This window comes from Thalassobaculum litoreum DSM 18839 (genome assembly GCF_900102465.1).
Lineage (GTDB): Bacteria > Pseudomonadota > Alphaproteobacteria > Thalassobaculales > Thalassobaculaceae > Thalassobaculum > Thalassobaculum litoreum.
Map to the genome: position 1 here is coordinate 34,678 of NZ_FNBW01000010.1, position 13,099 is coordinate 47,776.

12 protein-coding genes and 1 other RNA gene are annotated in these 13,099 nt (G+C 68.7%); 9 read left to right on the forward strand and 4 right to left on the reverse strand.

All coding sequences use genetic code 11. From position 1 onward, the window contains the following. Positions 1-60: 60 nt before the first annotated feature. An RNA gene (gene ffs / locus BLS34_RS16280) (signal recognition particle sRNA small type) lies at positions 61-151 on the reverse strand. Between the two features lie 161 nt (positions 152-312). On the opposite strand from ffs, the gene eda reads away from it, so the two are divergent. From eda to BLS34_RS16300, 4 genes are all read left to right on the forward strand, one after another. Next, positions 313-942 (forward strand): bifunctional 4-hydroxy-2-oxoglutarate aldolase/2-dehydro-3-deoxy-phosphogluconate aldolase, encoded by a 630-nt coding sequence (gene eda / locus BLS34_RS16285; protein ID WP_093151895.1) that lies wholly within the window; start codon positions 313-315, stop codon positions 940-942. 85 nt (positions 943-1,027) lie between these two features. After that, positions 1,028-1,555, forward strand: a complete 528-nt coding sequence (locus tag BLS34_RS16290) for a PAS domain-containing protein (protein WP_175474258.1) — start codon at positions 1,028-1,030, stop codon at positions 1,553-1,555. A gap of 223 nt (positions 1,556-1,778) precedes the next feature. Further along, a complete protein-coding gene (locus BLS34_RS16295; protein ID WP_139189360.1) occupies positions 1,779-2,345 on the forward strand; it encodes a GNAT family N-acetyltransferase in 567 nt (188 codons plus the stop codon). Beyond that, positions 2,342-3,118, forward strand: coding sequence for a sulfite exporter TauE/SafE family protein (locus BLS34_RS16300; RefSeq protein WP_093151902.1), 777 nt, complete (start codon positions 2,342-2,344; stop codon positions 3,116-3,118). Before BLS34_RS16295 ends, BLS34_RS16300 begins: the two co-directional genes overlap by 4 nt. A 78-nt stretch (positions 3,119-3,196) precedes the next feature. Here BLS34_RS16300 and BLS34_RS16305 read toward each other — a convergent pair whose 3' ends face one another. After that, the gene (locus tag BLS34_RS16305; RefSeq protein WP_028795945.1) at positions 3,197-3,400 is read right to left on the reverse strand and encodes a DUF4170 domain-containing protein; all 204 of its coding nucleotides are present in this window, start codon (positions 3,398-3,400) and stop codon (positions 3,197-3,199) included. A 14-nt stretch (positions 3,401-3,414) separates the two neighbouring features. Then, positions 3,415-4,713: an isocitrate lyase gene (gene aceA, locus BLS34_RS16310; RefSeq protein WP_038015620.1), complete on the reverse strand. Its 1,299-nt coding sequence runs from the start codon at positions 4,711-4,713 to the stop codon at positions 3,415-3,417. Between the two features lie 239 nt (positions 4,714-4,952). Here aceA and BLS34_RS16315 point away from each other — a divergent pair, with 239 nt between their 5' ends. From BLS34_RS16315 to fzlA, 4 genes are all read left to right on the forward strand, one after another. Then, positions 4,953-6,389, forward strand: coding sequence for a helix-turn-helix domain-containing protein (locus BLS34_RS16315; RefSeq protein ID WP_093151905.1), 1,437 nt, complete (start codon positions 4,953-4,955; stop codon positions 6,387-6,389). A 4-nt stretch (positions 6,390-6,393) separates the two neighbouring features. After that, complete coding sequence (locus BLS34_RS16320; RefSeq protein WP_093151907.1) at positions 6,394-7,743, forward strand: CoA transferase; 1,350 nt, start codon at positions 6,394-6,396, stop codon at positions 7,741-7,743. An 83-nt stretch (positions 7,744-7,826) separates the two neighbouring features. Continuing rightward, positions 7,827-10,253, forward strand: a complete 2,427-nt coding sequence (locus BLS34_RS16325; protein ID WP_093151910.1) for a mechanosensitive ion channel domain-containing protein — start codon at positions 7,827-7,829, stop codon at positions 10,251-10,253. A 64-nt stretch (positions 10,254-10,317) separates the two neighbouring features. Then, positions 10,318-10,986 carry an FtsZ-binding protein FzlA gene (gene fzlA / locus BLS34_RS16330; RefSeq protein WP_028795950.1) on the forward strand — a complete coding sequence of 223 codons (669 nt, stop codon included), beginning with the start codon at positions 10,318-10,320 and terminating at the stop codon, positions 10,984-10,986. A 16-nt stretch (positions 10,987-11,002) separates the two neighbouring features. On the opposite strand, the gene BLS34_RS16335 is transcribed toward fzlA, so the two are convergent. Further along, the gene (locus tag BLS34_RS16335; RefSeq protein WP_093151913.1) at positions 11,003-11,887 is read right to left on the reverse strand and encodes a matrixin family metalloprotease; all 885 of its coding nucleotides are present in this window, start codon (positions 11,885-11,887) and stop codon (positions 11,003-11,005) included. Between the two features lie 381 nt (positions 11,888-12,268). Here BLS34_RS16335 and BLS34_RS16340 point away from each other — a divergent pair, with 381 nt between their 5' ends. Further along, positions 12,269-13,075, forward strand: coding sequence for an enoyl-CoA hydratase-related protein (locus tag BLS34_RS16340; protein WP_245702004.1), 807 nt, complete (start codon positions 12,269-12,271; stop codon positions 13,073-13,075). Positions 13,076-13,099: the final 24 nt, after the last annotated feature.

Here is a 13,099-nt window from a genome sequence, read left to right on the forward strand (position 1 = left end):
TCGACCAGTGGGATCGACCGGTGGGATCGATGGATGGGCTCGGACACGAAGGGGAGAGGTGGAAGACTGGCAGCGACCCGGACCGAAACTCGTTACGGCTGCTTCCTTCCGGACCTGACCGGGTTGGCGAGGAGCCCGTCCGCGCCAGCCTTCCACCCCCCATATAGGGTGTCGCCGGGGGGTGACGCAAGGACGGCGTCCCCGACCATGTGCAACGGCCCGGTCTCCTTGAGTTGCGGCCACGCGGCCCCTATCGTTGGGGCGCAGACGGACGCCACGAGCGGACGCACGCCAGAAGCCGAGAGAGCGACCATGACCCTCGCCGTGCGCGATATCCTGACCCGGGGGCCGGTGATTCCGGTCGTCACCATCGAAGATCCGAGCGACGGCCCGGACCTCGCCCGCGCGCTGCTGGACGGCGGCATCTCGGTGATCGAGGTGACGATGCGCACGCCGGCGGCCCTGGAGGCGGTCCGCGCGATCCGCGCCGAGGTGCCGGAGATGATCGCCGGCGTCGGCACCCTGCTCGACCCGGACCGGATCGCCGACGTGCTGGCGACCGGGGCGCAGTTCGCCGTCTCCCCGGGGCTGGACCTGTCGCTGGTCGCGGCCTGCAAGGCGGCGGGACTGCCCCTGCTGCCGGGCGTCCAGACGGTGTCGGAGGCGATGGCGGCGCGGCGCGCCGGGCTGGACACGCTGAAGTTCTTCCCGGCCAAGACGGCCGGCGGGCCGGCGGCCTTGAAGCAGATCCAGCCGGTGCTGCCGGACCTGCGTTTCTGTCCGACCGGCGGGATCGGGCCGTCGGACGCCCAGGACTATCTGGCCCTGGTGAACGTGCTCTGCGTCGGCGGCAGCTTCCCAGCACCGACCGACGCCATCCGCAGCCGCGACTGGGCCGCCGTGCGTGACACGGCCGGGCACGCGGCGGCGCTCAGGGGGTGAGCCGTCCCCAGGCCCCGGCCATCCGCTCTGTCGCCGTCCCCTGTCACGCGCTAGTATGACGACGTGCAAGCTTCGAGCGCATACGATGCAGGCTGACGACGACCCGGTGCTGGTATCCGCCATCGCCTTCTGGACCGAGCATCGCCCGGTCGGCGGATTGCCGACCCGCGGGGAGATCGATCCGCTCCGGATACCGCCGCACCTGTTCCCCTATCTGATCCTCGCCGAGGTGATGACCCCGCAGGGCCGGGTGCGCTACCGGGTGGTCGGCGACGAGATGGTGCATCGCTGGGGGACCAACTTCGTCGGGCGCCGCTCGGACGAGATCTTCTCCGGAGACTACCGCGCCTATCTGGAAGGCGCCTTCGCCCTGGCGATCAAGCATTGGCAGCCGGTCTTTACCGCCAGCCGCTTCCGCTGGGACGTGGGCGGATTCCTGTGGACCCGCCGGGTCATGCTGCCGATCGGCGCCACCGACCAGGGGCCGGTGACCCAGGTTCTGGTGGTGCAGACCTGGCCGAACAGCCGCGAGGACCGCCGCACCGATCCGATGGTCATCGTGCCGGGTACCGCCCCCGTGGAGAACGCCAAGGCGGTCCTGGTGACAACGTGATGTTTCTGCAACGCGCGCCGCACGCGATCCAGACCCGGCGAAAAATCTATGGAGACCCGTCCGGGTTTGCGGTATTTGCAAAGGTCTGACAGGGGACCAGACCTATGAACGACCGGCATACCCGATTGGAGCGACGACGACAGGTGCTTCCCAGCATCTGAACGCCCCCGTGCCGGCCGACCGGAACGGGGTTTCGACGCCCTCTCCGGATCAGGTCATCGCCATGTTTCACATCCGCGCCGAACTTCCCGCCGACACTTCCGCCGTCGAGCATCTGAACGACCTCGGTTTCGGCACCGATCGCAAGGGCCGCACCGTCTGGCGCCTGCGTCAGGGCCCGGTCGCCGAGGGCCTCGCCTTCGTCGCCGACGATCCGATCGACGGCCGGGTGCTGGCCACGATCCGGTTCTGGCAGGTGGATGTGGGCCGAGCCGATGCCGGCCAGGACATCTCCGCCGTCCTGCTCGGTCCGCTCGCCGTCTGCCCGACCATGCAGGGTCAGGGCCTCGGCCGCGCGCTGGTCTCCCACGGCCTGCAGGCGGCACGCGACGGCGGCTGGGACATCTGCCTGGTGTCCGGCGAGCCGTCCTACTACCTCCCCTTCGGCTTCGAGCCCGCCCCGCCTTACGGCTTCGAGATGCCGGGACCGCTGAAGGCCGGATGGCTGCAGGTCCGCGACCTGCGGGCCGGCGCGCTGGATGGGCTGCCGCGCAAGGGCACGCGACCGATCCGGCCCTGGAGGTGGGTTCGAGGAGCCGGTGACGTGACCGCGCTCCGGGCGGCCGGGTGAGCGGGCTCACCGCCGGCTTTCAAGACCTTGTCTTTCTGGGCTGGCAGGCCCCGATCTGGGCGGCCGTTGTCGGCGCCTGCATCGTCGCCGGCGTGGTGCGCGGCTTCACCGGCTTCGGCTTTCCGCTGATCGTCGTGACGTCCACCAGCCTGGTCATCGCGCCGGTGGAGATCGTCCCGATCGCGCTGCTGCTCGACATCCTGGCCGGGGTGCGGATGCTGCCCTCGGTCCGCCACGACGTGGACCGGCGCGGCGTGTCCTTCCTGGTGCTCGGCGCCCTGCCGGCGATCCCGCTCGGCGCCTGGCTGCTGTCCTCCCTCGACGCGGAGACCATGCGGCTCGCCATCGGCGTGATGGTGCTGATCGCCGTGCTGATCATCGCCCGGGGGTTCCAGATGGCTCGGCCTCCCGGTGCGCCGCTGCTGACCGGAACCGGCATGGCGGCCGGTTTCCTGTCCGGCACCATGGGCATGCCCGGCCCGCCGGTGATCCTGCTGTATCTCTCCTCGCCGCTGCCAGTGGCGACGCTGCGGGCGACCTCCATCGCCTTCTTCCTGTTCAGCGATCTGGCCGCGCTGGCCGCGATGCTCTGGTTCGGCATCATCACCGAGACGGTCGGTTGGCGCGCCCTGGTCCTCGCCCCGATCGTGGAGCTGGCCGTGCTCGCCGGTCGTCACCTCTACGGCATCGCCGACCCGAGCCATGTGAAGCGTGCCGCTCTGGTGTTGCTGACGGTGCTCGCGGTCGTCGCCATCGCCAAGAGCCTGCTCTAACGACGCCCGCCCAAATGCAGACCGCCTTCCCGGAGCGGAGCCGGGAAGGCGGTCGAAGGGAGTCCAACGCAGGGCGCATTACGCCGCCCGCGCGCCCTCCTGGACGATGGTGAAGCGGGCGAGGCAGATGGCCCGGGTCTCCACGGCGACTTCCTCCCAGGCCTTATGGGCCTCGTCTCGGCACAGGTATGGCCCCAGGATCCGCTCGGTTCCCTCCACCACGCGGTCGAAGGCGGTGCTGGCGTATTCGCCGCCGATCACCCAGTAACGATGTTCCGGCATGATGTGTCCTCCTCTCACTCGGCCGCGCTCTGCAGCGGGGCCTTCTTTCGGAACTGCGCCGCCTCGGTGCTGTCGGCGAGCGCGGTGGTGGACGACGCGCCGCCCTTGATGGCGACGGAGACCGCGTCGAAATACCCCGTGCCGACCTCGCGCTGGTGGCGGGTCGCGGTGTAGCCGTCCGCCTCGCTGGCGAATTCGGCGTTCTGCAACTCGGAATAGGCCGCCATGCCGCGCTCGGCATAGCCGCGGGCCAGCTCGAACATGCCGTGGTTCAGGCTGTGGAAACCGGCGAGCGTGACGAACTGGAACTTGTAGCCCATGGCGCCGATCTCGCGCTGGAACCGGGCGATATCGTCCTTGTCCAGGTTAGCCGCCCAGTTGAAGGAGGGCGAACAGTTATAGGCCAGCATCTGGTCGGGGAACTCCGACCGGATCGCCTCGGCGAAGCGCTTCGCCTGGTCCAGATCCGGCGTGGAGGTCTCCATCCACAACAGGTCGGAATACGGCGCGTAGGCCAGCCCCCGGGCGACGCAGCGCTCGAAGCTGGTGCCGTCCTTCAGCCGGTAGAAGCCCTCCGCCGTACGTTCGCCGGTGAGGAACGGGTGGTCGCGCTCGTCCACGTCGGAGGTGATGAGCTTCGCACTCTCCGCGTCGGTGCGGCAGATGATCAGCGTCGGCACGCCCATGACGTCGGCGGCGAGCCGGGCGGCGTTCAGCGTCCCGATATGCTGCTGGGTCGGGATCAGCACCTTGCCGCCCATGTGGCCGCACTTCTTCTCCGAGGCGAGCTGATCCTCGAAATGGATGCCGGCGGCCCCGGCCTCGATATAGGCCTTGGCCAGCTCGAACGCGTTCAGCGCGCCGCCGAATCCGGCCTCCGCATCGGCGACGATCGGCGCGAAGAAGTCGGTATCGCCGGACTGCTCCATCGTCTGGATCTGGTCGGCGCGCATGAAGGTGTTGTTGATCCGGCGGACCAGCTCCGGGCCGGAATTCACCGGGTACAGGCTCTGGTCGGGATACATCGCCCCGGCGCTGTTGGCGTCGGCGGCGACCTGCCAGCCGGACAGGTAGATGGCCTTCAGCCCCGCCTTGACCTGCTGCATCGCCTGGTTGCCGGTCAGCGCTCCGAGCGTATTGACATAGGGCTCGGTGTTCAGCAGGTGCCACAGCCGCTCGGCCCCGCGCCGGGCGAGCGTATGCTCGACCCGCACCGAGCCGGCCAGCCGTGCGACATCCGCCATCGCGTAGTCGCGCCGCACATTGTCGAAACGGCCCAGGCCGGTCTGGGTATGCTCCTCGAAACTGGTCATTCCTGCGGTCCTCTCCATCGGTCCCGCGGCGCCTTCTGCTGCGCCGCAATGCAAGGGAACCGTAGAAGCGGATCGAGGAAGACGTCCATAAGACGTTGTTTGAAAAAGAGTAAATATGTAACAGGCGTAAATCCAATCCGCCTATTCCTGTAAAATTCGTAAAGTGTTCGCATCCGCAAAAAACCCGCTCTAGACTGTCTTCCCGACACGCTGAGAGCCCAATGGGCGGACCAAGGGGAATGGAAAGCCTCGATCGCAAGGCCATGCTGGGCCACAAGGTCCGGCGCTTCAGAATGGATACCGGGCTGAGCCAGACCGAAATGGCGGCCCAGATCGGCATTTCCCCCAGCTATCTCAACCTGATCGAGCACAACCAACGGCCGGTGACCGTGCCGCTGCTGTTCAAGCTCGGCCAGACCTTCGAGATCGACCTGAAGGCCTTCGCCGAGGATGACGACCAACGCCTCGCCGCCGGCCTGTCGGAGGTGTTCGGTGACACCCTGTTCGAGGGCCAACGCGTCTCCGACCGCGAAATCCGCGAGCTGGTCGGCGCGGCGCCCGCCGCCGCCCAGGGCGTGCTCAGCCTGTATCAGGCCTACCGCCAGCTCTGGGAGACCGCCCAGGCGCTGGCCCACCGGGAGGGCGGCGACGGCGGCCTCGAAGCCTCGATGACCGTGGCTCCGGTGGAGGAGGTCCGCGACTTCCTGCAGGGCGAGAGCAACTATTTCGATCCGATGGAGCGGCTTGCCGAGCAGGTGTGGGAGAGCGCCGCCCTGGACCGAGACGCCCTGTTCGCCGGCCTGCGCGACCATATCGAACGCGACCACGGCATCGGCGTGCGGATCATGCCGGTTGAGGTGATGGGCGACACCCTGCGGCGCTGGGACCATCACCGCCGCCGCATTCTGATCTCCGAGTCGCTGCTCGCGTCGGGCCGGGTGTTCAACCTGGCGGTTCAGTTCGTGCTGATCACCGAGCGCGACCTGTTGGACGATCTGGTCGCCCGGGCGGGCCTGTGCGGCGAGGAGGCGCACGGACTGCTGCGGGCGACCCTGGCGGCCTATTTCGCCGGCGCGCTGATGATGCCCTATGCCCCTTTCCTGAAGGCGGCCCAGGAGCTGCGCTACGACGTGGAGCTGCTGCGCCGGCGCTTCGGTGCCAGCTTTGAGCAGGTCTGCCACCGGCTGACCACCCTGCAGCGGCCGGGCGCCCGCGGGGTACCGTTCTTCTTCCTGCGGATCGACAATGCCGGCAACATCTCCAAGCGGCTGTCCGGCGGCGGCTATCATTTCGCCCGGTTCGGCGGCACCTGCCCCCGGCTCGCGGTGCATGACGTGTTCCGCACACCGGGTCAGATCCAGACCCAGGTGGCTGCCCTGCCCGACGGCACGACCCTGTTCCTGCTGGCCCGCACCCTGGATGTCATCGGCGGCGGCCGCGACCCTTTGCAGCCGCGCTACGCCATCGCGCTGGGTTGCGAGTGGAAGGAGGCCAAGCACCTGGTCTATGCCGACGGCCACGACCCAAGGCGCAAACCGGCGGCCACGCCGGCCGGCGTGAGCTGCCGCGTCTGCGAGCGGCTCGACTGCACCCAGCGGGCGCATCCGCCCGTCAACCACCGCCTGCGCATCGACGACAGCATGCGCCGGACCCAGCCTTTCGACTTCGCGAGGTAGCCACATGGACGGATTTCTCGACCACATCGCCGGGGCGCTCGGCGATGACGAACCCGCATCCTTCACCGTCACCGGCGAGGGCGGCCTGCCCTCGGTCTTCGCGGTAACCGATCTGGCGGCCGCGACCATCGGCGCCGCCTCCGTCGAAGTCGCGCGGCTGATCGGCCAGGCCTGCGGCACGGTGCCGGGCGTGACGGTCGACCGCCGGCAGGCCTCGTTCTGGTACGACCTGACCTTCGAGGCCCTGGGCTGGGAGATCCCGGGGATCTGGGACTCGATCGCCGGCGATTATCCGACCAGGGACGGCTGGATCCGGCTGCACACCAATGCGCCGCACCACCGGGCCGCTGCCCAGCGGGTGCTCGGCGACCATGCCGACCGCGCCGCCATGGCCCCCGCCGTCGCCCAGTGGAAGGCGAAGGCACTGGAAGACGCGGTGGTGGCGGAGAACGGCTGTGCCGCGGAGATGCGCTCGATCGAGGCCTGGACGGCGCATCCCCAGGGCATGGCGGTCAACGCCGAACCGCTGATCCACATGGACTGGACCGACGGGTCGCCCGACGGCCGCGACGTCGACCCGGCCTGCCCGCTCGCCGGCCTCAAGGTCCTGGACTGCACCCGGGTGCTGGCCGGCCCCGCCTGCGGGCGGTTCCTGGCCGGGTTCGGCGCCGATGTGCTGCGGGTCGACCCACCCTGGTGGGAGGAGCCGCTGCTGGAACCGGATATGACCCTGGGCAAGCGCTGCACCGGCCTCGACCTGACCAAAGAGGCCGACCGGGAGACTTTTGCCCGGCTGCTGTCCGAGGCCGATCTGTTCGTTCACGGCTACCGCAGCGACGCGCTGGAGACGATCGGCTTCGGCTTCGAGACGCGGCGGACCCTGAACCCCACCCTGATCGACGTCTCCCTGGATGCCTATGGCTGGAGCGGGCCGTGGAAGACCCGCCGGGCCTTCGACAGCCTGCTGCAGATGTCGAGCGGCATCGCCCATGCCGGCATGATCCGCCGGGGTGCGGACAAGCCGGTGCCGCTGCCGGTCCAGGCGCTGGACCACGCCACCGGATATCTCATGGCGATCGGCGCCCTGCGCGGCATCGCCGAGCGGCGGTCAACCGGCCGGGTCCTGCGGGTCCGGGCCTCCCTCGCCCGCACCGCCAAGCTGGTGACCGACAACGACCCGGAGGACCTGGACGGCCCTCTGGCGCCGCGCGGCGCCGCCGACTTCTGGCCGCGGCCGGAGAGCACCGGCCGGGGACCGGCGCTGCGTCTGAAGCCGCCGGTGGCGATCGACGGCTGCGCGATGCGCTACGACCGGCCGGCGACCGCGCTTCGCTCGTCGCCGCCGACCTGGTAACCGGCCGCCGTGGTCGCCTGCACGGTTGACCTGGGGCCAGGAACGTTAATTTATGGGGGACCTTGACTGTTCCCGGATCCTTCATGCGCCTTCTGATCGTCTGCCTGGCTCTGGCCGCCGCCCTCCTCGCGGCGTCTCCCCTGTCCGCCCGGACCCCTGGCCTGGCCACCGGGTCGCCATCCGCGGAAACCTCCACAGAGACTTCCGCAGAGGCCCAGGAGACCGCGGGCCCGGAGGGTGCCGCGCCGGAAACCGCCGCCGATCTGCGTCGGCTGATCCAGACCCTTGAGGATCCCGAGCGCCGCGCCCAATTACTGTCCGACCTGCGCACTCTGCTGGAAGCCCAGAGCGGGACGGCCGTTGGCGGGACGGCCGTTGGCGATACCGCCGAAGCGCCCGCCCAAGGCGCGGAGCAGCCCCCGGCCGACGACCACTCGTTCAGCGACCAGCTGTCGGACGCGGTGATCAATCAGGGCGAGCGGGTGCAACTCGTGTTCTCCGAGGTGTGGGACGCGGTGATCGCCATCCGCGACCTGCCGGAGTGGCTGGACAGGCAGATCAACGTCGAATACCGCCGGGATTTCTGGATCGAGATCGCCACCGTCGGCCTCGGCTTTCCGATACTGGTGGCACTGATCGCCCGGTGGCTGACCGGCCTCGCCCTGGGCCGCACGATCCGCCGCCTGCGCGACGCCGAGGTGCCGTCGATCCAGGCGAAGATCTTCACCGCGATCTTCCGCACCATCCTGGAGGCCTTCACCGTGGCCGCGGTGCTCGGCGCCGGCTGGGCCGCCCTGGTGGTCGTGCCCCGCAGCTTTCAGGCCGAACAGATCGCCCTCGTGGTGATCCAGGCGATCGCCGTGCAGACCGGTATCGGCGTTCTCGCCCGGCTGATCCTGGCCCCCTACGCCCCGCATCTCAGGATCCTGCGGGTCGGAGACGAGATGGCCGCCTATCTCTATCTCTGGGTGATGCGCCTCACCGCCGTCGGCGTGATCGGCTACGTGATTTCCCAGACCGCCCTGCCGCTGGGTGCCGGGTATGTCGGCTCCCATGCCCTCGAGGTGGCCGCCGCCGCGGTGATGACCGGCATGCTGCTGATCCTCGTCACCCAGCTGCGGCCGACCGTCCGCGAGGCGATCCGAGGCGGCGGCAAGAGCGTCGTGCGCCGCCGCTTCGCCGATATCTGGAACCTGCTGGCCAGCCTCTACATCCTGGTCGGCTTCGGGATCTTCGTCTCCGGCGCCCAGGACGGCTTCCTGTTCATGCTGCGGGCGACCGTGATCTCGGTGGTCGCCGCCGCCGCCGCCCTCGCCGCCCAGCACCTCGCCAACAAGCTGCTCGACCGGCTGTTCGCCGTCGACGAGGAGCTCGAGAAGCGGTTTCCGGGTCTGCGCAAGCGGGCCAATCTGTATCGGCCGACCCTGAAGAAGGCGGTCGACATCGTGATCCTCGCCCTGGCCGCCGTCGCCATCCTCGAGGGCTGGAACGCCGGCGTGATCAGCGCGCTGGATACCCAGACCCAGACGGCGGTGCTGCGCTCTGCCGGCACGATCATCCTGGTGCTGATCGTCTGCGTGGTCGTCTGGGAGCTGACCGCCAGCGGCATCGCCCGGGCGCTGTCCGGCACCAATTCCGACGGCAGTCCGCGCGAGGCGAGCAGCCGGACCAAGACCCTGCTGCCCCTGCTGCGGCGGGCGGTGCTGGTCGCCCTGGTGGTGTTCGGCGGGCTGATCGTGCTCTCCGAACTCGGCATCGACATCGCGCCGCTGCTCGCCGGTGCCGGTGTCGTCGGTCTGGCCATCGGTTTCGGCTCCCAGGCGCTGGTGCGCGATGTGATCACCGGCCTGTTCATGCTGATCGAGGACACGGTGGCCGTCGGCGACGTGGTGACGGCCGGGGGCCATACCGGCGTCGTGGAGGACATGTCGATCCGCACCATCCGTCTGCGCGATCTGGAGGGCTCGGTGCACGTCATCCCGTTCGGCGACGTCACCACGGTGGTCAACCTGACCAAGGACTTCTCCTTCGCCCTGCTCGACGTGGGCGTGGCCTATCGCGAGGACACCGACCGGGTCAGCGTGGTGATCAAGGAGGTGGCCGACGAGATGCAGGCGGACGAGGCCTGGAGCGCGCTGTTCCTCGAGCCGATCGAGATCCTGGGCGTGAACGAGCTGGCCGACAGCGCGGTGATCATCCGCTGCCGGATCAAGACCCCGCCGATCAAGCAATGGGGCGTGAAGCGCGAGATGCTGCGCCGTCTGAAGAAGCGGTTCGACGCGGAGAACATCGAGATTCCGTTCCCGCACACCACCGTCTATTTCGGCGTCGACGCGGCCGGCAAGGCCCCGCCGGCCCATGTCACCCTGCAGGCCGAGCAGGCCGCGAAGCAGCTGGCGCCGCCGCCCGAGACCCCGCCCTCCGACACCGCGGTGCAGGAGACCCGGCCGCCCGCCCAGCCGGCCTCCGACCCGCCGCCGGAGAGTGAGGAAGGATCGACGCGGAGCTAGCGCTGTAGCGCCGGCCCGACCCGACCTGCTAGACTCCCGCTCTCCGTCGCGTTTCCCCCGGTCCATGCGCACGCTTTATCATCTGGCACTATCTCCGCAGTCCCGCCTGATCCGTCTGGTCCTGGGCGAGAAGCGCATGGAGGTCCATCTGCGCGCCGAACCGGTCTGGGAGCGGCGCGACGAGTTCCTGGCGATCAACCCGGCCGGCGAGGTTCCGGTGCTGGTGGAGGACGACGGCAGCACCATAGCCGGCTCCCAGGCCATCGCCGAATATCTCGAGGAATGCGACGACACCATTCCGCTGCTGCCCGGCACGATCGCGGACCGGGCGGAGATCCGCCGGCTGGTCTCCTGGTTCGACCGCAAGTTCGACCGCGAGGTGACCGACCTGCTGGTCGGCGAGAAGGTGATGAAGCGCTTTCTCGGCATCGGCGAGCCCTCGAGCTCCGCCATCCGCGCCGGCCATGCGAACCTGCAGATTCACCTGGCCTATATCGCCTGGCTGGCGGAGCGCCGGACCTGGCTCGCCGGCGACAAGTTCTCGCTGGCCGACCTCGCCGCCGCCGCCCACCTGTCCTGCGTCGACTATCTGGGCGACGTGCCCTGGGACCACGCGCCGGAGGCCAAGGAATGGTACGCCCGGGTGAAATCGCGCCCGGCCTTCCGCTCCCTGCTCGCCGACGCCGTCCCCGGCCTGCGCCCCGTGGGCCATTACGCCGACCTGGATTTCTGATTCCGGCCCGCGCCGGTCAGACGAAGATCATATCCACGTCGTTCGAAGTCAGGCCGATCAGCTTCACGGTGCCATCGTCCAGCCAGAGGGTGACGCCATCTATCGCGTCGGTCGCCCGCAGCATCACCCCGCTCAGCCGGTCGCCTTCCGCCGCCGAGAAATCGCTGATGGTGTCCTGTCCCGACCCGACGATGAACAGATCGGCGCCGCCGCCTCCGACCATGAGATCGTCGCCGAGACCTCCCGACACCAGGTCGTTTCCGAGATTGCCGAACAGTTGGTCGTCGCCGTTGCCGGCGATCAGCGTGTCGTCGTCCTGGCCGCCATACAGCGTGTCGTCGCCATTGCGGCCGAGCAATGTGTCGCCGGCCTGGTTACCATAGAGAATATCCGATCCGGCATTGCCGACGACCTCCTGCACCCCGTCCCCTCCGGCCTGCACGGTCGCCGCAAGCCCGGTGATCTTCGGGCCGTAAATCTCCTCCAGGTTGGCGATATCCAGATCGGTCGGTGCACTTGCGGCCGACCGGATGGCGGAGATCATGACGCTGTCGCTGGTCTGGTGCTCCAACCCGACGATGTGCCCCACCTCATGGATCGACAGGGTGGTAAAGATCTCGGGCTCGATGCGGTTCATGTCGGAGACGTCATAGACGACCTCACCCCAGTAATAGGCATAGGCCCAGATACCGAAGACGTTGTCGATCGAACCGGCGGTGAAGGCGACCTGATTCTCCGCCCCGGCGGAATGGGTCGAGAAGTCAACATTCGTCAGCGCTTCCCAGGTATCGAGCGCGGTATAGATCGATTCCTTCTGCGCCTCCGTGAAACCGTAGTCGAAGCTGACGGTAGCGGTAGCGATTCCGTTCCCGTCCGTGTCGTACAGCGGCGTGATCGACATCCTTGTATCCTCCCGTCCTGGGCGGAACGAGGGCTCGGTGTCCGACACCGCTCCGGCGGCGGAACGACCGCCTCAGCCTCCTATCCGCGTCGTTGCAGTGGCTATCCTAAGATTGTCGTCTCTTGTCCAGGCCGGCCACTCGCCGCTCCCGTCTCCGAGTTCCGGCGGTCCGCCTCACAACCATTCTTCACATATGGCTATCGTATTAGGATCACCGCAATAAGATCATTTCCCGTAAAAAAGGTGAAGCCCAAAACCCGAACCGCGCGGCTGGATCTACCGCTCGACACCCGAAAACGTCCGCCGCCGCAGAAACCGGTTTGACCGCCGCACGGTCAATCCCGCTACCCTGCGCCCGACCATAAGCGCTGGGAGGCGACCGTGCCCGAGACCTCTGTGACCGACACTCTCGTATCGTTCTCGCTGGAGGGCGGGCTTGCCCGCCTGACCTTGACCCGCCCCGAGGCGGGCAATTCGATCACCCCCGAGCTCGGCCTGGCGCTGATGAAGGCGTCGGTGCGCTGTGCGTCGGACAGCTCGGTGCGAGCGGTGCTGCTGACCGGTGCGGGCAAGAACTTCTGCGTCGGCGGCGACCTGAAGACCTTCAAGGAGGCCGGCCCCGGGGTCGGCGCCCTGATCAAGGAGACCACCGGTTACCTGCATGCCGCCTGCTCGACCCTGGCGCGGATGGACGCGCCGCTGGTGGTCGCCGTCCAGGGTGCCGCCGCCGGCGCCGGGCTGTCGCTGGCGCTGCTGGGCGACCTGGTCTACGCGGCGGAGAGTTCGAAATTCGCCATGGCCTATACCGCGGCCGGCCTGTCGCCGGATGGCGGGTCGACCTTCCTGCTGCCCCGGATGGTCGGCCTGCGCCGCGCCCAGGAACTGACCCTGACCAACCGTCGGCTCTCCGCCGCCGAGGCGGTCGAATGGGGCATCGCCACGGCGACCGTGGCCGACGACGTCCTGCTCGCCAAAGCGGAGGAGACCGCCCGCACTCTCGCCGCCGGCCCGACCCGGGCCTATGGCCGGGCCAGGCGCCTGCTGATCGACAGCTTCGACACCAGCTTCGAGGCGCAGATGGAGAAGGAAGGCACCGCCATCGCCGCCGCCTCGGTCGAGCCGGACGCCCAGGAGGGCCTCGACGCCTTCCTCAACAAGCGGGTGCCGGTCTATCGCGGCACGCCATGAGGGAGCCGATCGGCCGCTGCCGCG